This is a genomic window from Bacillus sp. PK6-16 (genome assembly GCF_056530295.1).
Genome location: NZ_CP096511.1, coordinates 2,650,036 through 2,674,926, shown reverse-complemented (window position 1 = coordinate 2,674,926; position 24,891 = coordinate 2,650,036). Strand labels below are relative to the sequence as shown.

Annotated in this window: 30 protein-coding genes and 2 pseudogenes; 7 read left to right on the top strand and 25 right to left on the bottom strand. The window is 33.1% G+C overall.

The window, feature by feature from the left end; all coding sequences use genetic code 11:
• Window positions 1-56: 56 nt before the first annotated feature.
• Window positions 57-974, bottom strand: a complete 918-nt coding sequence (locus tag M1D66_RS13805) for a DMT family transporter (protein ID WP_000234336.1) — start codon at window positions 972-974, stop codon at window positions 57-59.
• Window positions 975-1,122: 148 nt separating this feature from the next.
• Here M1D66_RS13805 and pdxR point away from each other — a divergent pair, with 148 nt between their 5' ends.
• Window positions 1,123-2,556: a MocR-like pyridoxine biosynthesis transcription factor PdxR gene (gene pdxR, locus M1D66_RS13800; protein WP_086385718.1), complete on the top strand. Its 1,434-nt coding sequence runs from the start codon at window positions 1,123-1,125 to the stop codon at window positions 2,554-2,556.
• 425 nt (window positions 2,557-2,981) lie between these two features.
• Complete coding sequence (gene mleBCA / locus M1D66_RS13795; RefSeq protein ID WP_001290775.1) at window positions 2,982-3,836, top strand: BCA family alpha/beta fold macrolide esterase; 855 nt, start codon at window positions 2,982-2,984, stop codon at window positions 3,834-3,836.
• 111 nt (window positions 3,837-3,947) lie between these two features.
• Here the strand turns inward: mleBCA and M1D66_RS13790 are convergent, their stop codons facing one another.
• Both M1D66_RS13790 and M1D66_RS13785 read right to left on the bottom strand, forming a co-directional pair.
• Window positions 3,948-4,283, bottom strand: a complete 336-nt coding sequence (locus M1D66_RS13790) for a hypothetical protein (RefSeq protein WP_001257760.1) — start codon at window positions 4,281-4,283, stop codon at window positions 3,948-3,950.
• A gap of 11 nt (window positions 4,284-4,294) precedes the next feature.
• Window positions 4,295-5,464 carry a ParM/StbA family protein gene (locus M1D66_RS13785; protein ID WP_000025622.1) on the bottom strand — a complete coding sequence of 390 codons (1,170 nt, stop codon included), beginning with the start codon at window positions 5,462-5,464 and terminating at the stop codon, window positions 4,295-4,297.
• Between the two features lie 208 nt (window positions 5,465-5,672).
• Between M1D66_RS13785 and M1D66_RS13780 the strand changes: the two genes are divergently transcribed.
• The gene (locus tag M1D66_RS13780) at window positions 5,673-6,077 is read left to right on the top strand and encodes a hypothetical protein (RefSeq protein ID WP_242554513.1); all 405 of its coding nucleotides are present in this window, start codon (window positions 5,673-5,675) and stop codon (window positions 6,075-6,077) included.
• A gap of 44 nt (window positions 6,078-6,121) precedes the next feature.
• Here the strand turns inward: M1D66_RS13780 and M1D66_RS13775 are convergent, their stop codons facing one another.
• The 7 genes and pseudogenes from M1D66_RS13775 to sleB all read right to left on the bottom strand — a co-directional run bounded on the left by M1D66_RS13775 (window position 6,122) and on the right by sleB (window position 10,749).
• A complete protein-coding gene (locus tag M1D66_RS13775; protein ID WP_242554512.1) occupies window positions 6,122-6,658 on the bottom strand; it encodes a DUF1697 domain-containing protein in 537 nt (178 codons plus the stop codon).
• A 226-nt stretch (window positions 6,659-6,884) separates the two neighbouring features.
• Window positions 6,885-6,971: pseudogene (locus M1D66_RS13770) on the bottom strand (hypothetical protein); the annotation flags it as partial.
• A gap of 32 nt (window positions 6,972-7,003) precedes the next feature.
• Complete coding sequence (locus M1D66_RS13765; RefSeq protein WP_004405598.1) at window positions 7,004-7,516, bottom strand: GNAT family N-acetyltransferase; 513 nt, start codon at window positions 7,514-7,516, stop codon at window positions 7,004-7,006.
• An 11-nt stretch (window positions 7,517-7,527) separates the two neighbouring features.
• Window positions 7,528-7,884, bottom strand: a complete 357-nt coding sequence (locus M1D66_RS13760) for a hypothetical protein (RefSeq protein ID WP_242554511.1) — start codon at window positions 7,882-7,884, stop codon at window positions 7,528-7,530.
• 106 nt (window positions 7,885-7,990) lie between these two features.
• Entirely contained in the window at window positions 7,991-8,587 is a 597-nt protein-coding gene (locus tag M1D66_RS13755; RefSeq protein WP_000854053.1) for a YhcN/YlaJ family sporulation lipoprotein, read from the bottom strand.
• Between the two features lie 26 nt (window positions 8,588-8,613).
• Complete coding sequence (gene ypeB, locus M1D66_RS13750; protein ID WP_242554510.1) at window positions 8,614-9,954, bottom strand: germination protein YpeB; 1,341 nt, start codon at window positions 9,952-9,954, stop codon at window positions 8,614-8,616.
• Between the two features lie 15 nt (window positions 9,955-9,969).
• The gene (gene sleB, locus M1D66_RS13745; protein WP_001249053.1) at window positions 9,970-10,749 is read right to left on the bottom strand and encodes a spore cortex-lytic enzyme; all 780 of its coding nucleotides are present in this window, start codon (window positions 10,747-10,749) and stop codon (window positions 9,970-9,972) included.
• A gap of 145 nt (window positions 10,750-10,894) precedes the next feature.
• On the opposite strand from sleB, the gene M1D66_RS13740 reads away from it, so the two are divergent.
• Window positions 10,895-11,227, top strand: coding sequence for a DUF3889 domain-containing protein (locus M1D66_RS13740; RefSeq protein ID WP_000749106.1), 333 nt, complete (start codon window positions 10,895-10,897; stop codon window positions 11,225-11,227).
• A gap of 147 nt (window positions 11,228-11,374) precedes the next feature.
• Here M1D66_RS13740 and M1D66_RS13735 read toward each other — a convergent pair whose 3' ends face one another.
• From M1D66_RS13735 to kynU, 5 genes are all read right to left on the bottom strand, one after another.
• Window positions 11,375-11,998 carry a Pr6Pr family membrane protein gene (locus M1D66_RS13735; protein WP_001204113.1) on the bottom strand — a complete coding sequence of 208 codons (624 nt, stop codon included), beginning with the start codon at window positions 11,996-11,998 and terminating at the stop codon, window positions 11,375-11,377.
• Window positions 11,999-12,014: 16 nt separating this feature from the next.
• Window positions 12,015-12,932 (bottom strand): serine hydrolase domain-containing protein, encoded by a 918-nt coding sequence (locus tag M1D66_RS13730; RefSeq protein WP_242554509.1) that lies wholly within the window; start codon window positions 12,930-12,932, stop codon window positions 12,015-12,017.
• 119 nt (window positions 12,933-13,051) lie between these two features.
• Window positions 13,052-13,891, bottom strand: coding sequence for a tryptophan 2,3-dioxygenase (kynA, locus tag M1D66_RS13725; RefSeq protein WP_000661942.1), 840 nt, complete (start codon window positions 13,889-13,891; stop codon window positions 13,052-13,054).
• Window positions 13,892-13,923: 32 nt separating this feature from the next.
• Window positions 13,924-14,553, bottom strand: coding sequence for an arylformamidase (gene kynB, locus M1D66_RS13720; RefSeq protein ID WP_242554508.1), 630 nt, complete (start codon window positions 14,551-14,553; stop codon window positions 13,924-13,926).
• A 2-nt stretch (window positions 14,554-14,555) separates the two neighbouring features.
• Window positions 14,556-15,842: a kynureninase gene (gene kynU / locus M1D66_RS13715; RefSeq protein ID WP_242554507.1), complete on the bottom strand. Its 1,287-nt coding sequence runs from the start codon at window positions 15,840-15,842 to the stop codon at window positions 14,556-14,558.
• A 159-nt stretch (window positions 15,843-16,001) separates the two neighbouring features.
• Here kynU and M1D66_RS13710 point away from each other — a divergent pair, with 159 nt between their 5' ends.
• The gene (locus tag M1D66_RS13710; protein ID WP_000798537.1) at window positions 16,002-16,613 is read left to right on the top strand and encodes a TetR/AcrR family transcriptional regulator; all 612 of its coding nucleotides are present in this window, start codon (window positions 16,002-16,004) and stop codon (window positions 16,611-16,613) included.
• A 69-nt stretch (window positions 16,614-16,682) separates the two neighbouring features.
• Window positions 16,683-16,910, top strand: a pseudogene (locus M1D66_RS13705) (hypothetical protein); the annotation flags it as partial.
• Between the two features lie 27 nt (window positions 16,911-16,937).
• On the opposite strand, the gene M1D66_RS13700 reads toward M1D66_RS13705, so the two are convergent.
• The 7 genes from M1D66_RS13700 to M1D66_RS13670 form a co-directional block, all read right to left on the bottom strand.
• Window positions 16,938-17,396 (bottom strand): SRPBCC family protein, encoded by a 459-nt coding sequence (locus M1D66_RS13700; RefSeq protein ID WP_000006416.1) that lies wholly within the window; start codon window positions 17,394-17,396, stop codon window positions 16,938-16,940.
• Between the two features lie 206 nt (window positions 17,397-17,602).
• The gene (locus tag M1D66_RS13695) at window positions 17,603-17,782 is read right to left on the bottom strand and encodes a DUF3953 domain-containing protein (RefSeq protein ID WP_001079915.1); all 180 of its coding nucleotides are present in this window, start codon (window positions 17,780-17,782) and stop codon (window positions 17,603-17,605) included.
• Window positions 17,783-17,917: 135 nt separating this feature from the next.
• Window positions 17,918-18,175 (bottom strand): DUF3977 family protein, encoded by a 258-nt coding sequence (locus M1D66_RS13690; RefSeq protein ID WP_000873828.1) that lies wholly within the window; start codon window positions 18,173-18,175, stop codon window positions 17,918-17,920.
• A 112-nt stretch (window positions 18,176-18,287) separates the two neighbouring features.
• Window positions 18,288-20,138, bottom strand: coding sequence for a sigma-54-dependent Fis family transcriptional regulator (locus M1D66_RS13685; RefSeq protein ID WP_242554506.1), 1,851 nt, complete (start codon window positions 20,136-20,138; stop codon window positions 18,288-18,290).
• Between the two features lie 313 nt (window positions 20,139-20,451).
• The gene (locus M1D66_RS13680; protein WP_025687589.1) at window positions 20,452-20,790 is read right to left on the bottom strand and encodes an NIPSNAP family protein; all 339 of its coding nucleotides are present in this window, start codon (window positions 20,788-20,790) and stop codon (window positions 20,452-20,454) included.
• Window positions 20,763-21,359 carry a GNAT family N-acetyltransferase gene (locus M1D66_RS13675; RefSeq protein WP_242554505.1) on the bottom strand — a complete coding sequence of 199 codons (597 nt, stop codon included), beginning with the start codon at window positions 21,357-21,359 and terminating at the stop codon, window positions 20,763-20,765. Before M1D66_RS13675 ends, M1D66_RS13680 begins: the two co-directional genes overlap by 28 nt.
• A complete protein-coding gene (locus tag M1D66_RS13670; RefSeq protein ID WP_006924315.1) occupies window positions 21,356-22,141 on the bottom strand; it encodes a DeoR/GlpR family DNA-binding transcription regulator in 786 nt (261 codons plus the stop codon). Before M1D66_RS13670 ends, M1D66_RS13675 begins: the two co-directional genes overlap by 4 nt.
• A gap of 249 nt (window positions 22,142-22,390) precedes the next feature.
• Between M1D66_RS13670 and M1D66_RS13665 the strand changes: the two genes are divergently transcribed.
• A complete protein-coding gene (locus M1D66_RS13665; protein ID WP_000803253.1) occupies window positions 22,391-22,882 on the top strand; it encodes a hypothetical protein in 492 nt (163 codons plus the stop codon).
• Between the two features lie 64 nt (window positions 22,883-22,946).
• On the opposite strand, the gene M1D66_RS13660 is transcribed toward M1D66_RS13665, so the two are convergent.
• From M1D66_RS13660 to M1D66_RS13650, 3 genes are all read right to left on the bottom strand, one after another.
• Entirely contained in the window at window positions 22,947-23,546 is a 600-nt protein-coding gene (locus M1D66_RS13660) for a class I SAM-dependent methyltransferase (RefSeq protein ID WP_002178251.1), read from the bottom strand.
• A gap of 89 nt (window positions 23,547-23,635) precedes the next feature.
• Window positions 23,636-24,037, bottom strand: coding sequence for an Rrf2 family transcriptional regulator (locus M1D66_RS13655; RefSeq protein ID WP_000877650.1), 402 nt, complete (start codon window positions 24,035-24,037; stop codon window positions 23,636-23,638).
• 85 nt (window positions 24,038-24,122) lie between these two features.
• Entirely contained in the window at window positions 24,123-24,746 is a 624-nt protein-coding gene (locus M1D66_RS13650; protein WP_000873441.1) for a DUF4085 domain-containing protein, read from the bottom strand.
• Window positions 24,747-24,891 lie beyond the last annotated feature (145 nt).

Here is a 24,891-nt window from a genome sequence, read left to right as displayed (position 1 = left end):
AACTGTGTTTTTTATTTTATCAGTCCTGTAATATACAGGGCTGTTACTTTGTGGAACTACATCTCCTTCTCTAATAACTGCCCTTTTTTGAAATAAGCCCGTAGTGTTGAACGATTGGCCAAAAATACACCAATCAATATAAGACAAGCCCCCATTCCCATTGTAGGATTTAAAGGTTCTCCTAAAATGATATATCCCACAATTATTGCAATTAATGGTGATACATATAACCACGTCGATGGAAATACTGGATTTGTTTTTGATAAGAGCCAGTAATATAATCCGTGTCCACCAATCGATCCGATAAATATGAGATATAAAATAGGCCATTGCACACTCCATGAAGTTAATACGGTTACATTTGGTTGTTCTACAATAATAGATGCGATTAGTAGTAAAATCCCTCCATAAAACATTTGAATACCGTTAATAAGAAATGGTGATACATTTGATAAATCTGACAGTATTTCTTTCGAACGAATAGAGCCTATTCCGTAAAATAACTCCCCTATAACTAAAACAATACAAGCAATACTCCATATGAAACTTACTTGTTGATGCATTCCTGGTAAAGAAACAAATATAACACCTATTAGTGCAATAACTAAAGCAACAAGTTGTTCCTTTTGTAATTTCTCCCTATTCCTCTTTGCTTGTATTAACAAAATCATCATTGGTCCCGTAGCAGAAAGAACAGCAGCTAATCCCGAAGAAATATATTGTTCTGACCAATATAAACTTGCGAATGTCATAAATGTTAAACAAAATCCAGCATACATAATGCGTTTTGAAAATATATGTGGCATAATTTCTTTTCGCTTTAATTTAAAAATAATCATAAGGATTATGCCCGCTAAAAAGAAGCGAATTCCTGCTGAAAACAACGGTGGCGCTCCTGCTTCAATTCCAATTTTTATCGTTAAAAATGTTGTCCCGAAAATAATACATACTAAAATGTAATTAAAAATGACCATTTTCCTTCCTCCTTTTTACTCTTAGAATGAGTATAGAGGCTATGGTGTATAACAGTGTATCGGTACATATAACAGTTACTTCAAGTTGTAGTTGATTCCCTATATATTTTTCGCTTTAATTAAGTTAAAAAGAAAAATAGGTGAACCTATGAAAATTGTATTGCGTAAAGAAACAAACATACCGTATTACAAGCAAATATATATGCAAATTGTTGACAGAATACAAAGTGGTATGCTTTCACATGGTGAATCTCTTCCTTCTTTACGTTGTATGGCCACAGATTTACAAATCAATGTATTAACAGTTCGTAAAGCGTATAAACAGTTAGAAACGAAAGGGTATATACGCATCGAACAAGGAAAAGGTGCTTACATATATAAACGGGTAAAGAAAGATTTCAAACCAATTCCGTATAAATGGCAACAAACGAAAACGATTAATGTTATGCGTTCTCAATATGCAATGAATAAGCACCGTAAATATTATAATTTTTCACAAGCAATTCTGTATCCTCGTCTGTTACCAAATCCATTTTTGGCAGATGAAATGCATAAATTGCTGGATAAAAATCCGATGTTGTTAGCAACTTATGGGCCAGTTCAAGGCGATTATGAATTGCGAGTTGAAATAGCAAATTACTTACATGAACACCAGAAATTAGTGACAGACCCATCTCAATTATTAATTACAAGCGGCGCACAACAAGGAATTGATTTAATTGCTCAAACATTATTAAAACCTGGAGATATTGTATTGGTAGAAAGTCCATGTTACAGTGCTGCGCTTGATATTTTCATCAATAAAGGTGTTCAAATCATTCCCGTTTCTCTTGATAATCATGGAGTTCGCTCCGACTTAATTGATGATATTTGTCAAAGTAAAAATCCCGTTTTATTGTATACGAATCCGACCTTCCAGAATCCGACAGGTACAGTAATGAGTAAAGAACGAAGAATGGAACTTATAGAACTAGCGGAGCTATATCAATTTTTTATTATTGAAGATGATTCTTTCGGAGAAATATATTTTGAGGATGCTGTAGTACCACCTCCAATCAAAAGTTTTGATAAGGATGGCCACGTAATATATATAAAAGGATTTAGTAAAACGTTAGCACCAGGATTGCGTATTGCAGCACTTATTGCCGATGGCCCTATTTTTGAATGGCTATATGCAGTGAAAGGTTCAATGGATATCGGTAGTCCTTTATTAACACAAAAGGCACTTCTACCGTTTTTACGTGCGGAACGTATGAAAAATCATTTAGAAAAATTACGAACAGCTTTACAAATGAGACGTGATTTAACAATTGATATATTATCGCCATTAAAAGAACTACACTTTGAAATACCAAATGGAGGTTTTAATTTATGGGTGACACTGCCTGATTCGATAGATCCCTTTACCTTATTACAAAAAGCAAATGAAGTAGATGTCTCTTTTTTACCAGGAACAGCTTGTCTATTAAATTACGAAACAAATGATAACCAATTAAGAATTAGCTATTCAATGTTAAACGAGAAAGATATGGAAATCGGATTAGAGAAATTACACGATACAATACGAAACAGTATTTGCTAGAAGCAATATCACAATAGCCAACAATAAATAATAGTCTGAAATGACAATATGTAGTATGGGATATTATTTATTGTTGAGCTTTTTCGTTATTCTTAACAATCGGTTTTAAAACTTGTCTTTCTTTTAATTCTTCAACACTACCATATTGATCAATAACAATTGCTTTCATTTCCTCTCCTCCTTGCTATTTATATTAATAACATACAATTATTTCTCAAAATTTTTTGCCTTGAATTACCATATACTTATTTTTGGGGGTAATTATGCAAAAAGCATTATAAAGTGAAACTTTAATCATTCCTCACCAATTGGGCTCTTACTGCCCGGTAAATAGCGGGATGAATTTCAAAAAGAATCTTACACACATCTTAGAATCATCCAAAACTGTTTTATTAATTAAATTCAAAAGAAATGGGGCTAACTTTATGAGTGAAAAGATATTTAAAATAAACGGTATTGATATATGTACAGAAAGCTTCGGGAACCCTAAGAACCCTGCTATTTTATTAATTATGGGCGCTACATGTTCCATGGTTTATTGGGACGAAGAGTTTTGTGAGCTGTTGGCTAGTACGGGGAAGTTTGTTATTCGCTTTGATAACCGTGATGTTGGACGCTCTGTTGCCTATGAACCTAGAACTTCCAATTATACAGTAACAGATATGGCTGAAGATGCAATTGGAGTACTAGATGCTTATCATATTGATAAAGCTCACCTATTTGGTATGTCATTAGGTGGTATGATTGCTCAAATTGCTGCTGTAAAACATTCCGAAAGAATTTTGACGCTGACTTTACTAGCGACTAGTGTAATAGGATCTGATGACAATACTCGCGATTTACCTCCAATGGATGAAAGGATTTTAACACATCATGTAAATGGCACAAGTATAGATTGGGCAAATAAAAATGATGTGGCAGAGTATTTAGTTTCAGGATCTCGTCTATTATGTGGATCAGAACGAATATTTGATGAAAATAGAGTTTATAAACAAGTAAAACAAGAAATAGAACGCGCAAACAATTTATTAAGTATGTTTAATCACGCTTTACTTCAAGGTGATGATGCATATGAAGGTGTACTTCAATCCATACAAGCACCTACATTAGTTATTCACGGAACAGACGATACAGCACTACCATTTGAACATGGCCTCGCACTAATTGATGAAATTCCAAACTCAGTACTATTAACCCTTAAAGGGGCAGGCCATGAAAACCATCCAGATGACTGGGAAAGCATAATTAACGCTGTTTCTAAACATACATCTAAAATTTAGATAAATAACTAATGGAAGGGGGCACAAATTGTGCCCCCTTCTAGTTACAAACAAAAACCCATCACTGTATTCGTATGTATAGTGATGGGGACTTTTTATATTTTTCTATGTTTAAAAAAATGGACAATCTAATTGATCAACAGATTCCCATAATTTTTTTTTTGCATTTTCGGTGGATGTATTTGTGTCTAGTGTCATGTTTTTAAAAGGGTTTACTTCGACTTTTAATAAGGATGAAGGCTCCACATATAATGAGAAAACATGGCTGCTTGGTAAAGCTTTTGAAACGTCAATATCTCCAACTTGTTTAAATAGTTGCTGCGCAGCAAAAAAGAAGAAATTAGTTGGATTTGATTGTTTATTCAGCCACGCAAGCATTTCAGGTGATACCGATTTATGAATATTGATTTTTACTCGATCACCACGTTTATATCGCCTAGATCGCATACTTCCACCAACTAACTTATCGTTAAGTTTGTAAATCCTAACTCTTTTTGCTTATGCTCTCTATATTTTGGCGAACAAGTATAGACTAATAATCCTCGTGCATTTGTAAATAACGGATTATCTACAAAGATTACATTTTTGAGTCGTCCTTTTTGCTTTAAAATCATTTTTAAACTGTTTTTAATAATTACTGCACCCCCGCCATAAATAAACACGTATGGATCGTCTTTCATATCATCAATTTTATTTATAATATCTGTTGCAACACGTGCTGCTAAACCTAATAGCGCTGGCTGTGATTCCTCAACTAATAAGGTATTTCTCGGATGCTTATCATTTAAATAAATTTGATTGAATTCTGTAATACTATCAATCGTTTTAGTTGGATACTTCCGGTTCCATCTCGTAATGATTTGTAGTAACGTCTCTTTTACACCATAAGATAAACCTTTACTTAGTTGCGGACGGAAATTCACCCCTAATGAAACGACTTCTTCTGTCGTCCCTGCACCAATATCAAAAGAGAGTAGAGTTTTATCTACAAAATCAATTTCAGAAACTTGATTTTGCTCACATTCTATTTTATGTTTCACAACATTTCCTTCTTCATCGTATACAATGCCCCACGTACCAGAAGCGCCCTCAGGCAGGCATTTACAATACTCAATTGAAACATTAATTGTCACATCGCGTCCGTTCGGATAATGGAAAATAACCTTATGATTTCCCATATAACGTTTTGCATTTTCAGCAGCTATTTCTTGTGTAATAAGCTGCATAGGAAGAGCGACAGATAAATCATAACGAATATTAATATGGCTAGAAGTTGGACTTTGACGCATAGCGCTTACCGCCAAACCTGATAGTATTGTAATAACCATTAACTCATCCGTTGACTTATTCGATTTCTTCTCTACCTCAGTACCTTTTAATTGATCTTGAATAACTTTTTCTCCAACGATGTATCGTACATTATTTAGCATTAACGATGGCGAACTTATAGTCACATCAATGTGGTTTTCTAATTCAGATAATGAAACATCTACCTCATCTAAGAGTCCTGTAGGCTCACCTATATATAAAGAATAAATACTCGGAATAAAAATAGGGTCTTGCCCTTTCACCATTAACTTCAAACCGTTGTTTCCTGCATCTGCACCAGCTTTTAAAAGTATAGACATAACTACCCCCTAAATTAATCTGACATCCCTTCCAAATATATGCGAGCCCATTCTTTTACATTCAAATGTATTGTAATTTTTTATTTATCATAAAACCAAAATATTGCATACTTACATATTTCGTGTAAAAAGTATTTGACATGATACTTTTCCAATTTTATACTTATATTTGTAAAAAGTTTTTTACAATCGAGGGGGCAATTATTTATTGAATACTAAAAAAACTATTTTTATAATCATTGTTTTAGCATTAATTGCAATACTAGTACATGGCACATATAAATACATAACTGAAGGTTCTATTTTAGGTGGTACGATTTTTGCTATTTCGTTAATACTTAGTAATTTAATTAATCACATTACTTGGGGAGATCCCCGCGGTGTGTCAGAAGAAAGTCAAGATGAGATGGGACAACAAATTACATATAAAAGCTTTAAAATTGCGTATTTTGTGCTTGTAGTTGTAATGTTCCTTTTATTAATCTTCTCCGAAGGATTTTCTATGGGGGCTAATTTAGATGGAGTAAAAAACCTCCCCCTGTTCATCGCAATTTGCTCTTCATTCTTTATTTATCCTATTGTCGAACTCATAGTTGCAAAACAATATAAGTAAAAAGATGAGGTTTTCTACATGTAGAAAACCTCATCTTTTTATATTTACATACTCTCTACAATTGCTTTTAATTTATTCACAGTCCGCCAATTCCTAACTGTAGCTAGTGTATGTGACTTCTGAAACTGGTTCATTAATTTAGAATTTCGAATGCTATTTTTGAAAAATAAATAAACGACCTTCTCATCTATATAGCAATCTTCAAGTTCACTTTTAAATGTAAGCAATTGACTACTCTCTTCTTCAGAAAGTACATTAGCTAAAAAAGCAATATGAACACTTTCTCCTTCTAACAATGAATGAACTTCATATGGACATTGTTTAATAATATTTATAAATTCATCATGTGTTCTTAGCATGACTGGAACATCGAAATCAAATTCTTTTTTTATTTCAGATTGTATTCGGTCCTTTAGAAAGTTTATACCTTTCTCAGATTCGAACACAATATTACCACTTTGTATATATGTTTTCACTTGTTTTAACCCTATTGATTCAAACACTCGTTTTAAATCAGCCATTTTGATTACTTTATGGCCACCGACATTGATTCCTCTTAGTAATGCAATATAAAGTGTCATATTATCCCCCCCCCACAGTAAAATGAACTTATCAATTGAATCGGTTTTCCCACTCATATTTCTCGGATATTTGTTTTAATTCTTCTAACATATCATGAATAGATAATACCTCAAATAAAATAATAGATTCACTTGAAAAATGGTGATGATAATGATTTGGTTTATAATCTTTTAAATCATTTTTATAACTCCAAGTTGGGATGTTAAAAAAATCACAAACTAACACTGTAAGAAAAACTGCAATCCCAGTTTTAATCACTCTTCCTCCAACGATATTCCATTTTCTATCTTGATCATTTTTTATATCCTTCATTTTGAATATTCAAGAGTAAGTTTTCTATCTCATTATTTCATTATAGGTAAATGCATTATTATTTGTTGGCCAATTGGTCCCATTCTTCTAAAACCTTTATCTTGGAAACCAACTTTTGCATATAAATTTTGTGCAGGAATATTTCTTTCATTCACAGCAAGTACAACTTCATTTTTTATTGGAAAATAACGTTTTACAAACTCTTCTAATAATAACAATGACTTTTTAGCGAATCCTTTTCTTTGTCTATTGTGATTAATAGAAAATGATGTTAAAAGTAAAGCATCCTCATTATCTGTGAACTCCTTTACTCTATCTCCCGTTTCCAATGCGAAAAGACCCACCGGTACCCCATTGTGATCTAAAATAACAATCACATTTTTTGTATGATCACTTTTTGCTTTCTCCAGTAATGCGCTTGGATCTGATGTAAACTGAACTTGTTCACTTGGTAAAGTAAATGTTTGTATAACTTCTTTATATTTCTCCTTATACGGAGCTAATTGAATTTCCCCTGTGTGTATGTTCATGCTAAACTCTCCCATTTTTTAGCTTATTAACTTATACCTTGCTGTGCTTTTGAATGCACTCTTCCATCTAAAAAGGTAATTTCAACAAATGAATTTGGATCGTTCCCTTTCCAAGCAAAAATTTGTTTAATTTGTGTAGAATGCTCTACCCCTTCTTCTATAAGTAAATCTCCTTCAAAACCAATTAAATCTTTCACTTCTGTATAAGTCATTCCTTCATTTATACTCGAGAAATGATTTATATTGATAGACTCTTTCTGTTGCCTTTCCATCAAAGTAGAAGAAGTTGCTGTTTGATTTTTCACTTCTTTTCTCTGTTCACACGCTGTCATACTGAAACCTAAGCATAAACTAAACAATATACATGCGCTTTTTTTCATCATAACAGTTGTCCCTCCCATGATAATTAAACCATATATTCCCTTAAAAATAAACTGAATATTTAATATTATATTTAAAAACCTCGTACAATTAAGTACGAGGCTAATTTCATTTATTCAAATGATTATTTGATTGATCATCCTGTTCTTTTCTTAACTCTTGTTCTTCATCTTTTGGTAATTGTTTATCATTATCTTTAATTGGATTCGTTTCTCTATTTTCTATCATATCATTTGGAACTTGTGGCATTACTCGGCCCACAATAGCGGCTAATTCATCTAGTATACCTTCACCTGTTTTTCCTTTTTTAATTTGCTTTCCGATTTGTTTGAGGCGTTCATACGTATCAACATCTGCTACAACGACTGCATTAGCACCGTCAGGGTCATTTTTTAAACTTTCTGCAACAGAGTATTTAATTGATTCAACTCGAGTTCGATCAAGTTTTGCTTTTACATCAATACCTACAATAGCATATTTTCCAACAACGACCGCTGTTGCATCATTCACACCTGGCACACTTGCTGCTAAAGATGCTAAATGATCTGCTGCTTTTTCATTTGGCTTATTTGATTTATTCGTATAATTAACATTTTTCATTGAAACATTTTTTTGTTCCGGCTTTTCGTTTGGATTGTCTTTTTTTCCAATACTGCATCCAGTTATAACGAAGCAAAGCATCAATATATATATTAGAGTTTTCATTATTTTCACCACTTCACTATTAAGGTTTAATCATAAATTTTTTCAACAGCTTGCATTTTCTTTACCTTTTCCTCGCCCCCGCTATTAGCATTAATGAATATTTGGTACGTATCTTTTCCTAAAGTGCCTACAAATTCATAGCAAAGTACTTCATTATGCAAATCATTGACTACTAAAGCTTTACGTTCTTCCATAACTTTTACATCCGGATTGATTTTCTTTCTTGCTTCTGCTGCAGTTAGCTTTGCCGATGGAACTGTTCGTTTTTGATGTGACGCTAAATATTCTTTTGCGGAGAACCCTACGATAGAACCGTCATCTAAAGCAATTTTCATTTGGATTGCTTCTGGATAAATTCGTACTCCATTTTCATTTACTACATACGTAAATACACCAACATTATCATATTGAGAGCTATCATAAAGCTCCATATTATTAAACTTATGGTCCTTTAAAAATTTCAAACCTTTACTACCTGCATCGTTTAAACTAACTTTCTGTTCTTTAATTTCGCGGTTATTCATAACCCAAATTGGATATCCGCCTTTTCCGGTAATATCCATATAGAACTCATTGTTCGTTGCTTCATCTTTAATTTTCACACTATAGAAGGATTCTTTCGCACCTTTTCCACTTTTCTCTACATCTACTTTTTCATTTCCTTTTAAATTCAAAAACGATTTGGCAATTTTCGCTGCTTCATCTTTAGAAATTGCCTTTCCTTCCGCTTCAAATCCGCCTTTTTTATTTTTTTGCGCACTTGTAAAGGTCGGTCCGAAGTTTGTAGAAGAATATGATGTTACGTTTTTCTCTACAGTTTTCAATCCATCAATAATTGTGTTATCTGCTGGATCACGATTTGATGCAAGTGCCATTTCTACATCCATCCAGCGTAAATTATTTTTCAAAACAAGATGTTGTACTTTTCTTAGTTCATCTTGTATATTTCCTGCATTTGAATATAAAGTTTGTAGCGTTTTATATTCTTGCTCATTTAACGGTTCTTTTTCTAAATCACGAATGGCTGCACGGTAACTAAAATCACCGATATTCGCTAAAAATTCTTCCGTTTTATTAAATGGCATTAATGTTAAAGGAAGTTGCCCTACATCCGAGCGAGCTTCAGATGTTAAACGCCATACATCCGCTAATGCAGGTGATAAAGATGATCGTGAATTCATCGCAAGTGTTGTGCCAATTTTATCGTGTAATAAATCGACTTCGTATGCTAAATCATGGAATGCACGTTGATAGCTATTTTCCGCTCGAATTAAAACTGCATTTTTCTCTTGGTGCTCTTTATAGCCCCAATAGCCTGTTCCTACTACACCGACTGTTAATAATACAATGATAATACCTCGTAACATTGTCCCACCTCCGCTCTATTTACAGAAAATATGTTTACCGATTTTTTTAATTTGTGGACGAGTCCAAATCCATTTACTAGTCGCAGTATCTGGATTGAAATAATATAAAGCATTTCCTGTTGGATCCCATCCGTTAATCGCATCTAAAACTGCTTTTTTTGCTGTTTCATTTGGCGTTAAATATATTTGTCCATCGGCTACCGCTGTAAATGCTCTAGGTTCAAAGATTACACCTGAAACAGTATTTGGGAATGACGCACTTGTAACACGGTTCAAAATAACAGCAGCTACTGCAACTTGTCCTAAATATGGTTCACCGCGTGATTCTCCGTATACTGCGTTTGCCATAAGCTGAATATCATTTTGAGAATAACCGTTCGGAACATTTGTCCCTTTATTTTGAGGTGGTTTATTCTCTTGTGCAGTTCCGCCGCTATTTCCTTTATTTGTTGTCGTCCCTTTATTAGCAGTTGACTTGTCATACTTCGTTGCCTTCACGAGCATTTGCTTCGTTTTAGCTCCAGCTAAACCATCAACGGGTAATCCGAATTTCTCTTGAAAATTCCGAAGTGCCCAGTATGTACCCCATCCGAAAACACCATCCACTTTTCCCGTATAAAATCCGTTATATTTCAAACGAGATTGCAGTTCAATGACATCTTCGCCAGATGCTCCTCTTTGAATAACTTGATTAGAAAAAGCTTCTACATTCTTTAGTTGTATACTACTGACCATTAAAGACAGTCCTATGAACGCAAGTAAAACTGCTATTTTAAAAATAGCTTTTTGGCGCATAATTTTCCCTCCTTAATTACGGAAATGATTTCTTGGTTATGTTTTGTAAAAGCCTCGCTTTTATGTAAAGAAGACAAAAAAATCCAAACTAATATCGTTGAAAAAATATGTAAACAATATAAAAAAAGGATAAAAGGAGTTCATCATGAAGAAATCTTTAAAACACGTCGCACTCGTCATTCTGTTCCTAACAACATGTTCAAATATATATACAGGCTCATCAATTGTTCATGCGCAGCCACCGTATGCCAAATGGGGTAAACTTGCCGTAGAAAAGACGAAAGAACAATACCCCAAAGCAGAAATTATTGACTATCTTCATATAGGTAGAAAACCAAAAACAGTTCAAATAACTGTTGAAAAATTTAAATTGTGGTTACGTGAGAACGGAAAAGAATACGGTGTTTTTGTTGATGTAGAATTTGAAACGAAGACGGAGAAATTTATAAAGCTGTCGTTTCAGAAGACGAGTAGATAAAGTGAAACTTTAATCAGTGGGGGTTTTGTTCATCTCCCACTGATCATCAGCCCTCACCAATCGGACTTTTACGGGCAGCCCGACAAATAGCTGGATAAAGTGAAACCCCCACTGTTAAAAACAGACACAGTGGGGGTTCTTGCATTTCTAAAATTCTTTTCTAAAGTTTCGATTCCCTAAAAATCTTACCAATATACAAATAGCACCAATTACAACTGCTATCCCTATACTGTATAAAAGTACTTTACCATATCCACCTATTCTCGGATCTAAAAACGGATATGGATACCAATTCACGATTGGACCACGTATTAAGCTATATACAACGTAAAAAAACGGGAATAAAAGCCAACTTGCAGCTTGTTTCCAAGTGATTTTCTTAATAGGTGGATTTAAAATCCAATCTAAAAGCATTGTAATCGGCATGATATAATGTAGCACAGTATTTACCCATGGTATTGCCGTTTGAAGTGATTCTTCTAACCCTCTTAATAATAAAAAATAAATGAGTCCAGTCGTAAGTATGTATACCGTTGCTGCACCACGAAGTATACCAAACTGTTCTGAGCGACCAAATGTAGCTGTTCCGATACTACTTAAAAGGAGAATACATGCAACTAAAATGTTACTTTCGATAGTGAAGAAACTAAAAAAGTTAACTGGGTTGAACGGTTTCACTTGTGCCCTAATTATGAATTGCGTAATAATGGCGCTACATACTAGAAGACTTAAACAGAATCTAAATAAAGATAAAGTTTTTTCATCCCTCATACATTCCCTCCTTTTCTTATATATAATTGGAGTTTCCCTGTACATGCTCAATAAATAATTTTAACGGAACGAGCCCACGTTTTGGCATATGACTACTTATAATAGATACTACTTCTAATTGAGGAATGATAACGATGTATTGTCCGCCGTATCCCATAGCGAAATATATACAATACGGTATGTGAAATCTTTCGTTATGTAATACCCACCAGTGATATCCATATGCGCCCACATGTTCATATGTTTCAAATTGCGCCCTACTTGACTCTTCTAACCATTTCGCTGATACAATTTCTTTTTCATTCCAATATCCATTTTGCAAACATAATTTTCCTAATTTTAATAAATCGGTAGATTTCATTTTCATACCGAAGCCACCTACATATATACCCTGCGGATCTTGTTGCCACTCGTATTCGTTAATTTTTAATGGATCAAATAAATATTTCTTTGCAAACCGCTCTGTTGACATTCCAGTAGCTTCTTGAATAATATAGCTCAGTAAATGAGAAGAACCTGAATTATAATTCATTTTTGTAGCAGGTTCTTCAATTATTGGCTTTTCTAATATGTACTGTACCCAGTTCTCTGATTCTACAAAGTCATTTGGGAATACTACTCCATTCCCAAACTCTTTCCAGTCCTCACCAGTAGTCATTGTTAATAAGTGATATAGCGTTAAATCATGTTTTTCCCCAGGTACATTTTCAATCCACTCTGTAATTGATGTATGTATATCATTTATATAGCCCTTATCAATTGCAATACCAATTAATAAAGATATGATACTTTTTGTAATCGAATTTATTTTATATAAGTTATTTGCACATTCGGGTGTTTTATAATACTCAGTTGTTAATTCCCCTTTTTGATAAACAAGAAATGTATTCACTTTTTTCTTTTCGAATTTATTTTCTAGTTGCTTGAAATCCAAAAACTTTACCTCCATTTAAATAGTTACTCCATTTATTATATCTTGTTCCTTCATTTTAAACATAATTGTGCTCAAATAAAAATAAACCTGTCAGCCATAATGAACTGACAGGTTTATTTTTATAATTTCGTACGAACATTCCAAAGCTCTGGGAAGAATTGTTGATCAAGTACTCGCTTTAAATAAGAAACACCGGAGGATCCACCTGTACCCATTTTATGTCCAATAATTCTTTCTACTGTTTTCATATGACGGAAACGCCATTGTTGTAGCCAGTCTTCAATATCAATCAATTTTTCAGCAAGCTGATATAAATTCCAATATTTTTTCACATCCGCATACACTTCCAACCATGCTGCTTCTACTGTTGCATCTTCTTCATAAGGCTGCGTAATATCACGGTTTAACACATCTTTATGAATAGGGAATCCTTCTTTTACTAATGCTTGAATCGCGACATCATATAGACTTGGTGCATGTAGCGCTTTATGAAGTCGTGCATGTAATTCTGGATCCTTTTCATAAATTTTTAATGCGTGTGGCGTTTTATAGCCAAGTGCATACTCAATCATACGATATTGATACGATTGAAAACCTGAAGCTTGACCGAGTGAATCACGAAACTCAATATATTCTGATGGTGTTAATGTCGCAAGAATATCCCAAGATTGAATAATTTGAGACTGAATTTTTGATACACGTGCTAACATTTTAAAAGCTGGTTGTAATTTATCTTGTTTAATAGATTCAATCGCCGCATTTAGCTCATGTAAAATGAGCTTCATCCAAAGCTCACTTGCTTGGTGAATAACGATAAATAACATTTCATCATGATGGTCCGATAATCTTTTTTGAGAAGCTAGTAAACTATCTAATTGTAAATACTCCCCATACGTCATATTCTCTTTAAAATCCGTATGAATCCCTTTTTCCATAATTACTTTTTCATTTTCTTTCATATTAGTCAAACGCCCCTTTTATATGATTCTACTTATATTGGTCTAATAACGGCTCGAACTGGACTTCCATCTGCATCAGTTAATGCAAGTGGTAATGCAATAAGTTCATAATCACCGTCTGCTACATGATCTAGTACGACATTTTCTAAAATATGAATTCCATGTTTAAATAATTGATGATGCGCTGCTAATTCTTTATCGTCTAGCGGATCAACTGATGGTACATCTACTCCGATTAAACGAATACCTTTCTCTGAAAGAAACGACGCTATGTCTGCACGTAAATGAGGGATCACCTCTGGAAATTCTTCAGCTTTTCCATGTGAAGATGTACGTAATAATAATCGTTCTACACCTTCTAAATGAAAGCTTTCTAATTCCTTTTTCCCGATGCTTTTAAGATTAGAAACGTCAATAATCCGTGCTGGGCCAACATAAACTTGAACATCTAAATCCAATACTTTCTTTCCATCATTATCAAAATGAAATGGTGCATCAATATGAGTGCCTGTATGAATACTCATCGTTAACTTTCCGACATTTACTGAGCCACTTTCTTCTTTTGACCATGAAACTTCATACGAGAACGGTGTGTCTCCTGGCCACGTTGCAATATTATTATTTAGCGGTTGTGAAATATCAATCCACTCTGATGTTTTCATATTTATGCCACAACCTCTCGCTTATTTTCAAACTGCTTATACTCTTCATTTTTCATAATTTTCTTTAATATTTGTACAGATTTCCACACTTCTTCGTATGTGTTATATAAAGCGACCGGCGCAAGTCTCACCCCATTTGGCGCTCTAAAATCTGGAATTACTCCATTTGCTTTTAGTGCTTTACATATACGTGCTGCTTCTGCATGCTCTAAATAAATGTGCCCGCCTCGTTTTTCATCCTCTAATGGATTTCCAATTGTAAATTCGAAATCTTTTAATTCATGTCCAATTAAATTCAGCATGTATCTCGTAATATGTAAAGATTTCTCACGTAAACGTTCAATACCAGCATCTTTGAAAATTCCAAGTGAACCAATTAATGGTGCTGTACTTAATACGTGCGGTGTACCAATTTGATAAGCACCTGCATGATCAGCAGCTGTTAATGTATGCTCCATATCAAACTGTTTATCTTTTCTAGAACTAAACCATCCAGACAATCCTGGCAGTCTATTAAAATGTTTACTATTTACATAAAGGCCTGCAACACTACCCGGTCCTGCATTTAAATATTTATAATTGCACCAAACAGCAAAATCGACATCCCAATCTTTGAAATGATGCGGAATAGATCCTATTGAATGGCATAAATCAAATCCAATGTGAATGCCGCGTTTATGAGCTTCCGTTGTTAAACGTTTCATATCAAGAATTTGACCACTTCTATATAAAACAGAAGGTAATAAAATTAAAGCGATATCATCTTCCATCGCATGAATAATATCTTCTTCAGAAAGTGTTCTACCATCTCGGCTTTTCACTCTTACTAAATGCTCCTCTGGATCTAATCCTTTTAAACGAATTTGACTTTGAAGTGCATAAATATCTGATGGGAAAGTTAATTCATCCGCAAGTATTTTTGTACGTATTCCTTTTGGTTCGTAAAACGTCGCAATAACTTGGTGTATATTTGTAGTTGTAGAACCGGTTACAATAGTTTCTTCCGGTAAAGCACCAATAAGAGGGGCTGTAAGTTTACCTAATTTCTCTGAAAGGAAAAACCACGGGTGCTCACCTTCTGTCCAGCCGTCAATGCCATACTCTTTCCACGAATCTAGCAACGTAAGTAATGATTTCTCTGCTCTTTTTGAAAGTAGCCCTAATGAGTTTCCATCTAAATATATAGTACCTTCTTTTTTATAGAATTCAGTTTGAAAATCTTTCAGTTCATCATGTTTATCACATTCAAGCGCATACTCATAAGTTGGTTGAAATGGTTCTTTATACATGGTGTCACCTTCTCTTAATTTTCTTTTTATTCTAACTAATTGAAATATATCACCTTAATTGATACAACGTCAATGATATTATGTCAGTTGACTTTATATATGAACTTCTTTTACAATACAGTTATATTTTCAGATATTTCAGTATAAAGAGGTGATTCTTTGAAAAACTCTACTCTTTCATCAAGAAAACACCGCTCCTTAGAAACGAAGAAGAAACTATTACACTCTGGTTACACTATTTTTATAAATAATGGATTTCAAAAAACGACAATTACACAAATTATTAAACATGCAGAAACTGGTTACGGAACAGCATATGTATACTTCAAAAACAAAGATGATCTCCTAATTAGTTTAATGGAAGATGTTATGAATCAATTTTATAATATTGCTGAGCGCTCTTTTTCTCCACAAACAAAAGAGGAAGCACGTATAATGATCCAAAATCAAGTTAGAGCATTTCTGCAATTAGCAGATGAAGAACGCGCTATTTTGCAAGTTGTAGAGGAAGCGATAGGATTATCAAGAGAAATACGGCAAAAATGGGATGAGATTCGGGAACGTTTTATAACAAGCATTAAACAGGATATTACTTACTCTCAAGAAAGTGGATTAGCACAACCTAATTTAAATAAAGAGATTGTAGCACGCGGTTGGTTCGCGATGAATGAATCGTTTCTTTGGACTATTACGCAAAATGACAAAAAGATTAACTTAGAGGAAATTGTGTATACGTTAACGGAGATGTATACGACCGGGTTATATAAATAGCACACCTTCAATAAGTAAGGTGTGTTATTTTACATCTATAAAAATATATGATCTGGGTATGGTAGTGCTAAAATTCAGATTTTCGGTTATATCGATGGCATTCCGACTTCTATAAATGATAATGTTTTAAAACAATATTTCCAAGGTAAGAAAAGAGAACAAATCATTACATCTTCTGAACTTAATTATTGGATAACAGAAAGATTTTGTGTTGATAAAGAAATATATGAAAGAGCTATTGAGATTTTCAATGAAAAATCTTCAAACAGTAAAAGCGTTACTCATGAGATTGAGTAACGCTTTTACCTTAATATATTTTTAATATTAATCTTCTTTATGATAAGCAGCTTCTACACATTCTGCTAGACGCTCCATTTGTTCCATAGTTAAACCTCGTGATATCCAGCCTGTTAACTTATACATCATTTTATAATAAAAATTACTAGGTTCATATTCTGAAATTAATGTTAGTGCTGTACCTTCCTCATCTTCTTCTAACATATAAGTCATTGCTGAATATCCTTGCTTCATTTCACTACCAAGTGAAATAATATGCGGTACATCGTATTCAAGGATTTCTACTTCAGCCTCGAATATTTTCTTGCCGACTTTTTGAACAGTAATATATTTATCTCCTACACGTGGATTCTCTTTATCCATATTTGAAGGATAGCGATTTTCTATTATAAACGTATTCCATTCTTTTATTTTTTCATCTTCTATTATATAGTCACATACAATATCCATTGGTGCTTTTATTACTATTTCAATTGCAAAACTCATTATACTGCCCCTCTCAAATACCCTATCCATTTCTGTTTAACTAAATCATTATGCCATATTTTATATAGTGAAATACAAGTGGAATTTTAACTTTTATTGCGAGAATGTTTTTCGTAATAAGAAAATCATGAATAAATAATTTAAATACTTATTCATGCAAAATGTTTTACTAACAATACAACAATTAAATATAACGCAACGAGTAGTCAAGCGATGCCCATACTTTTATTTTCTTTATTTTTAAAATTTTGCACTCCTAAACTAACTAACATAATCCCTATAAGCGTTTGTAAAATTAGCATACTCTGTTCCGAAACATCATTCCAACTATAAATGGAATACCCCATTACAATAATTGCAAGTACAATCGTTAAGATCCTATTCATATGAAAATCCTTCCTATAAAAAAAGAAGCCACTAAGTTTCCTTAGTGGTTTATTAACAATTTATATTTAGTAAAATTACTTTTTATGAGTTTGATATAAGTCAATAGAATTTCCTGGCCAATATAACTATGTATGTTAGCACACTTTTTCTTTATTCAGTCTACTTACAATTCCAACTATAAATTTATATTCAATCCTCTTCTTCTTAATCTTTTTAAATCCTTCTTTCGTATCAAAAATTAAACACGTTTTCCGAAACCACATTCGTACATATAGTGACTCAAAATAAATAGGTTTTATAATTCCTCGTTCTTCAAATTCAGTTCCATCTTTATTTTCGGTTTCTGTTCGAACGAACCACCTATTTCCGAAGCCAATTTCAATATACTTCACATAAGTCCCCCTTCCGGGAATTATTTTCTAACAATTCTATTATTTCCCCGGTAAGCGCACATTCCGACAGAACATGAGCCCACAAAGAAAAAGTAGATTACAAAAATCTACTTTATAGCTTATATTTCTGCATTCGTTTATAAAATGTACTTCGAGGAACATTTAACAGTTTTGCGGCTAACGAAACATTTCCGTTCGTCTTTTCTAACGCTTCAATCATGCTATCACGCTGTATTTTTTCGCGAAAATTCAATGTATGTTCTGTTTTATTTTCAACTTGTAACTCAAGTTGTTGTTGATTTCCCGTCATTGTTTGTATCAAAAAAGCGACTTGCTTTTCGCATATTTCCCGTCCTTGCGACAAAATGTAAATACGTTCTAATACATTTACTAGTTCCCGAATATTTCCGGGCCATGTATGTTGTAAAAATTGATTGTATATACTCTTTGGAAATACAACATTCCAATTCTTCCGTTCGCAAAAGTGTTGTATAAAATATGGGATATCCTCTTTTCTTTCTATTAACGATGGAACATATAACGGATAAACGTGCAAACGATAATATAAATCTTGACGGAATTTCCCTTCTTCTACTAACCTTAGTAAATCTTTATGTGTGGCAGTAATAATACGAATATTTACTGGTACCTCTTTTGAACTTCCTATTGGAGTTATTGTGCGTTCTTGTAAAACACGCAATAAGGCTACTTGCATCTCTGGTGGTACTTCGCCAATTTCATCTAAAAACAGTGTTCCTCCATTCGCTTGTTCAAATTTCCCTTTATATCCTTGACGTCGCGCACCTGTAAACGCACCTTCAGCATAACCGAACAATTCACTTTCCATTAATTCTTTAGGCAAAGAACCGCAGTTAACAGCTATAAAGGGTTCGTCTTTTCTTGGACTATTTTCATGAATCGCTCTCGCGACATATTCCTTTCCTACTCCTGTCTCACCACATACATACACACTAGCATCAGTCGGTGAAACAAGCTTAATTTCTTCTAGTGTGTGTTGAAATGCTTTACTTGTCCCGGTAACTCCTGGAAAAGTAATTCCTTTTATAAATGTGAAAGCAGAATATGTATTCATTTGTTTGTTTTCCTTTAAATACATACATTTCCCGATCATTCTTTCATTACTATATACCGGTATCTCTAATTTAGTTTCCAATCCATGGTGCACTAAATCTTCAAGTTTCATTCTTGACCAATTAGTTACTCGTTCCCGAACGCTCTTACTCGCAGAAACGATAACATCACGATGATTACAAATAACTACTTGTTCATCACTATCAATGACATCTAAAAAACGATGGATTAAGTGTAATTCATTTTGATGAACTCTTATGCTACATTCACGTTCAATCGCATGTGCAATTGAAGTTACCATACCGAGCATATATGGATGCGAAAATTCAATTGGACAGGAGAAATCTAGAATACCAATTAATTTCCCGTCATCGTTATGAATGGGAGCAGCCGCACAACTCCAGCTATGAGATACCACGGAGTAATGTTCAGTACCACTTATCATAATAGCTTCTTCAATTTCTAGCGCTGTTCCTATTGCGTTTGTCCCCACAGCTGCTTCCGTCCATTTTACACCTTCAATAAAATTAATATGTTTCGCTCGCTTTAACGTTTGTTTATTTCCACTTAAGGATAGGACATAACCATCTGGATCGATTAATAATGCCATCATTTGTAGTTCATCAATGGTTTTTCTCATATTTTGTATTTGGGGTAATGCTATATCAAGGAAAATTTCACTCTTTTTCTTTTGTTCTCGAAAAATATTAGAAGACAAAACTTTCTGACCTTTATTCATATGAGGATTAACATTAGCCTGTTTACATCGATGCCACGATTCTGAAATTCTTTGATTTATGCGATTTGAATCAAGAACACCTTCATTAACAAACTTTTTCCATGTATGTAAGTAAAACGGTGAAGCTAACATTGTATCATCTCCCTTTTAATTGTTTTGGAGATTTATAAAACATACTTTTATTATAAAACTGAATAAAAGCGTTTTCAATACAACTAGCAATACGACACAAATATGTTAATAATTTGAATATCCTAATGCACTTCTTTATTCTTTTTTAGTAGCACTATATTTTGTATAATGGACGCAAAGAAAATACATAACCAAAACCACTTTTGTGGATTACCATTTATAAAGAAAACAATCACGGCTATTGCAAATAAAATAGCGGATGCTAAACTAAAATATAATTTTGTTTTAATTTCTATTATCCCTCACCCCTCTGTTACTTTACAGTACATACTAACTCTTCATTTTTCATCTCTACTATGTACTCCTGTAAAACATATTCTTTCCCGCCATGGTTTTCATACCATTCATGTATTCTTTTAATATGCCTCTCGTCACTTCTAATTTTCGATTCTATTTCATTATACTGTTCATAACTATCATATTCCCATATGGCAAATACTTCATACGTACCATTCTTATTATCTTTCATCCAGCGTCCTATTAGCCTAGAACCATGCTTTAATTGATTAGGTAAGTTCGTATTATTGAAATGATCATTAAATACTTCTATAAATTCATTTTTCACTACATAGTACTTCCTTCTATAAAACATACTTCTTCACCTCTTTTATGAAAAGTATCAGTAAACCTTCCCATCACTACCGTATTATAATACTTTCCATCCGATAGTCTTTTGTCATTTTTCAAAATGCCTTCTACTTCAAAACCTAATTTTTTATAAAGATGAATAGCTTTCTCGTTTGTCTCTAATACTTGTAAAGATATTTTATTCACTGCATTTTCGTCAGCCCATTTAATAGATTGTTGTAATAGGCTCTTCCCCATTCTATATCCCCAAAACTCTTTTAAAATGCAAACGCCAAACTCCACTTTATGAGATAATCTCTTAAAATTTGATCCTTCACATCTTGAAAATCCAACAATTCGATTGTGCACTTCTACAACTAAAAAGAGATTCTTCGTTTCTTCACTATCTGTTTTTATTATTTTTTGAAACCCTAGGTCATCTATAAATCCCTCTCCAGCATCTCTATCCATATTTTCAGTTTCTCCATCAATCTGAACTCTAATTTTCGATAACTGCTCAGCATCTTTCTCAGCTGCAGAACGAATTGTATAAGTTAATCCATTTATATAAAACTCTTGCTCTTTTACAATCATGTCAAACTCCTTTCAAATGAATATAATGGCGCTATTACAACTTGTTTACCTTGTTTCTCAAAGTCCTGAACAGTTTCTTTACTAGCCTCTTCGTCAGTTATAATAATGTCAATTTCTTTTAGAGACTCTCCTCTTATAAAACAATCTATTCCAAGTTTATTATGCGGAACTAAACAAATATTTCTTCTAGCAATTTCACTTACTCTTTTACTAAAATAAGCAACTTCAGGTGTTGCAGTACTAATACCTTGTAATGAAATGCCTCCACCTGTAGAGAAATAAAGATCAATAGAAAATCTACTTATCAATTCAGAGGCAAGTGTATCAGTAATATTCCCTGAAGGTTTTACTTTTCCGCCAATTAAATACGTATCAATATTCTTATATTCTCGTAGATAACCAGCTATTTCTATAGAATTCGTAATAACCGTAAATGATACTTCTGGTAAATATTTCAGCATCGCATTATGAACGGAAGCCCCACCAATAAAAATTGAATCACCTTCTTGTATATAAGATACCGCAACTCTTGCAATTGTGTCCTCATATATTGAGCTATCACTATAACGTTTAGCTGGTTCCGCAGCTAAATTTCTCACTCGCGTAAGTTCAATTGCACCTCCGTGCGTTCTTTTTAATAAACCATCCTTTTCCATAATAGACAAATCTCTTCTTATAGAATCAATAGACATATCAAATCTTTCCGCAAGATCCTTTGCGATTACTCTTCCATCTGTATTAAGTAGTTCTAAAATTTTCTCTCGACGTTCTTCAGTAAACATGTTATCACCACCGTTATTGAAGATTCAGAAACTTAAACTTTATTTTAATTATATGCATGCCTCTTCCGTTTTACAATATTTTCAATTCTTATTTATTCCGTTTTATACAGTCTTCTCCCTCTTTCTATCCTGTTAACTTGACAACCGAATAAATATATATCTGTATATTACAAAAAATACTTCCATTCATCTTCCTATTGATGTAAAATTATTCCTATGTTTTACTTTTTAATACAGAAAGGGATTACTATGAAACCATTAATCAAAACGACATGTACAGCATTATTATTTACTGGAATATTAACAGGATGTAATAGCAATACTACATCAAAACAAGAAAAGAGCGCTCTCGAAAAGAATGCAATGCACTATGGGGAAATATTTAAAAACGAATACTATAGAGCAACTGTTGAAAATGCTAAATTCGAAAAAATAGACAAAGAGTGGCGTCTCACAGCTCGCGTTACTATAAATAACGCTCGTGTTGACGGACAAACGATAGATCTTTCAGAAATAAAATATTTCATAAAAGATGACAAAACGGGTGAAAAATACGAAGGTAAAGTTATACAAAATGAAAATGCTAAAAAAATTCCATCTGAATTTTCTTTAACTACTGACATTGAATTTAATATGAAAACTTCACCAAAAGATTTAAATAATATGTATTTATACATAGATAGCAAAGCAGCGCCGTTAACAGATACATATTGGAAGCTTGATAATTTAGTATCTAAATAGAAAGACCAGTCTTACATGACTGGTCTTTTACATTCATACATTTAACTTTCATTAACACTTATATTCATTTTCTAATAACAACTTGAATAACATCAGCTAAACCAGTGTGCCCTTTCCCTTCAATTCGCTCTTGTTCGCCATTAAAGAAATGAATTACCTTATGTTCTTCACACCAAGTAAGGATATCAATTGGATCATACAGCATATCAACATCTTTTGGTCCACCAGTACCATAGTTTATTTGTTTTTTTGAGTAAACTTCAAACATAATTAAACCACCAGGCTTTATCGTTTGTATCATTTTACCTAATATCATTTTTTTATAATCATCATGAAAATGTCCAAATACCATAATTGCTGCATCATATTCATTTTCTGGCAAACTATCAGCTAATAAATCTACTTTTTTTGTATGCACGTTTACGTTATGCTTCTCTGCCAATTTTTTTGTCTTCTCTAATCCATCTTCCGAATAATCAATAGCTGTTACTTCGTTCCCTTGTCTTGCTAGAAATACAGCATTTCTACCTTCTCCCTCCGCAAAAGCTATTACTTTATCGTGATTTGCTAAACGAAATGCTTGTTCTTTAATAAATGTATTAGGTTCTTCCCCGTAAAAATATTCATCTGATTTATATCGATCATTCCAAAATTTAGTCATCATCTTCTCTCCTTCTTCATATCATTTTCTAACTACAATTAAAGATATCAAAGAGTCTTTTTATCCTTAATTAATTTAAAAATAAAAGCAGATTAAAAATCCACTTTTATTTTTTTCGCAAGATCTACGATTTTTTGATTTCGTAACTCTTCTTCCATTTTCTCTTCTGCTGCAAGCATTACTTCATTAATTAAACATCCAGGTTTGTCATGTAAACAACATTCAAACAATGATGTTTTACCTTCAATTGCATGTATAATATCTAAAAATGAAATATCTTCCCAATTCTTACTAAGCGAGTAACCGCCCTTTGGACCAGATGATGAATGTATCATCCCTTCCTTCGTCAACTTAGTTAGTATTTTAGACAAGTACGTTGGTGAAACATTTTGCATTTCTGCTAATTGGTGAACACTAACTAACTTATTTGGTGTAGCCTTTGCCAGAAAAAGCATTGTATGAAGAGCATAATTTGTAGCTTTAGAATATTTCATAGTACAGCCCCTATTGTAGACTTCATGTATCTACAATAACTTTATTTTTTTATTATGTCAAACGTTTGTAATGCTCCATAAAAAATTATTTCTTCACAAGTAATACATCTGTCGCACAAATCGTCACTTCTCTAAATGGACAGTCGAATAAAACACCTAGTTCAAAACCATCTTCAGTAAGAGCTATTTCATGATATAACCACCAAGCATTTTCAAAGTTTTCCGGCATAGAACACTTTGTTACTCCTATAAAGGTTACTTCAAATTTATCAAATTCACTAAAAGTACCACTGCAATCTAATACGATAGACAAAGTATCTTCTGACTTTCTCTTTACTACTTTAATTACACTGTCGTGTAATGATGTCTTGTGTAACTGAACGACATTTGACGGAAGTTTTTTCTCAATGGAATTAAAATATTCTACGTATGATTGATCTAATTGTGCCGCTCTTTTCTCATAATCTGTTGACCACTTTCGCATACGTTTTTTCAGTTCACCTGATGGGTATTCTGAATTAGTTGTGATGTTTTGTATAATTGAGTATATCGATTCAGGAAGGAACTTTAATAAATCTATTTTCCTTTTCTCAATTTCCTCCTTTAAACTTTCTATATCCATTTCCGACCATTCTTTTATAGAATCTATAAAACTTACAAATTCTAAAACTTGCATTTCTTTATACCAATCTCTTGTAAAATATTTCAATGACACCTCTCCTAAAACATCTTTACATCCAGTAAAAACAATATATCTACTTATTATATCATTCCAATAACCATTCTTTCTAAAGAAAAAATGTAAAACTGTAAATATTCCGCCTATTTTTTTCTAAAACTTCAGAATGTTTACA

Bases quoted from the DNA above. Each gene is read 5' to 3' on its own strand.
- M1D66_RS13805 (WP_000234336.1), bottom strand. From the start codon at position 974: ATGGTCATTTTTAATTACATTTTAGTATGTATTATTTTCGGGACAACA.
- pdxR (WP_086385718.1), top strand. From the start codon at position 1,123: ATGAAAATTGTATTGCGTAAAGAAACAAACATACCGTATTACAAGCAA.
- mleBCA (WP_001290775.1), top strand. From the start codon at position 2,982: ATGAGTGAAAAGATATTTAAAATAAACGGTATTGATATATGTACAGAA.
- M1D66_RS13790 (WP_001257760.1), bottom strand. From the start codon at position 4,283: ATGCGATCTAGGCGATATAAACGTGGTGATCGAGTAAAAATCAATATT.
- M1D66_RS13785 (WP_000025622.1), bottom strand. From the start codon at position 5,464: ATGTCTATACTTTTAAAAGCTGGTGCAGATGCAGGAAACAACGGTTTG.
- M1D66_RS13775 (WP_242554512.1), bottom strand. From the start codon at position 6,658: ATGACACTTTATATTGCATTACTAAGAGGAATCAATGTCGGTGGCCAT.
- M1D66_RS13765 (WP_004405598.1), bottom strand. From the start codon at position 7,516: ATGGGAGAGTTTAGCATGAACATACACACAGGGGAAATTCAATTAGCT.
- M1D66_RS13760 (WP_242554511.1), bottom strand. From the start codon at position 7,884: ATGATGAAAAAAAGCGCATGTATATTGTTTAGTTTATGCTTAGGTTTC.
- M1D66_RS13755 (WP_000854053.1), bottom strand. From the start codon at position 8,587: ATGAAAACTCTAATATATATATTGATGCTTTGCTTCGTTATAACTGGA.
- ypeB (WP_242554510.1), bottom strand. From the start codon at position 9,954: ATGTTACGAGGTATTATCATTGTATTATTAACAGTCGGTGTAGTAGGA.
- sleB (WP_001249053.1), bottom strand. From the start codon at position 10,749: ATGCGCCAAAAAGCTATTTTTAAAATAGCAGTTTTACTTGCGTTCATA.
- M1D66_RS13740 (WP_000749106.1), top strand. From the start codon at position 10,895: ATGAAGAAATCTTTAAAACACGTCGCACTCGTCATTCTGTTCCTAACA.
- M1D66_RS13735 (WP_001204113.1), bottom strand. From the start codon at position 11,998: ATGAGGGATGAAAAAACTTTATCTTTATTTAGATTCTGTTTAAGTCTT.
- kynA (WP_000661942.1), bottom strand. From the start codon at position 13,891: ATGAAAGAAAATGAAAAAGTAATTATGGAAAAAGGGATTCATACGGAT.
- kynB (WP_242554508.1), bottom strand. From the start codon at position 14,553: ATGAAAACATCAGAGTGGATTGATATTTCACAACCGCTAAATAATAAT.
- kynU (WP_242554507.1), bottom strand. From the start codon at position 15,842: ATGTATAAAGAACCATTTCAACCAACTTATGAGTATGCGCTTGAATGT.
- M1D66_RS13700 (WP_000006416.1), bottom strand. From the start codon at position 17,396: ATGAGTTTTGCAATTGAAATAGTAATAAAAGCACCAATGGATATTGTA.
- M1D66_RS13695 (WP_001079915.1), bottom strand. From the start codon at position 17,782: ATGAATAGGATCTTAACGATTGTACTTGCAATTATTGTAATGGGGTAT.
- M1D66_RS13685 (WP_242554506.1), bottom strand. From the start codon at position 20,138: ATGTTAGCTTCACCGTTTTACTTACATACATGGAAAAAGTTTGTTAAT.
- M1D66_RS13680 (WP_025687589.1), bottom strand. From the start codon at position 20,790: ATGTTTTATAGAAGGAAGTACTATGTAGTGAAAAATGAATTTATAGAA.
- M1D66_RS13675 (WP_242554505.1), bottom strand. From the start codon at position 21,359: ATGATTGTAAAAGAGCAAGAGTTTTATATAAATGGATTAACTTATACA.
- M1D66_RS13670 (WP_006924315.1), bottom strand. From the start codon at position 22,141: ATGTTTACTGAAGAACGTCGAGAGAAAATTTTAGAACTACTTAATACA.
- M1D66_RS13665 (WP_000803253.1), top strand. From the start codon at position 22,391: ATGAAACCATTAATCAAAACGACATGTACAGCATTATTATTTACTGGA.
- M1D66_RS13660 (WP_002178251.1), bottom strand. From the start codon at position 23,546: ATGATGACTAAATTTTGGAATGATCGATATAAATCAGATGAATATTTT.
- M1D66_RS13655 (WP_000877650.1), bottom strand. From the start codon at position 24,037: ATGAAATATTCTAAAGCTACAAATTATGCTCTTCATACAATGCTTTTT.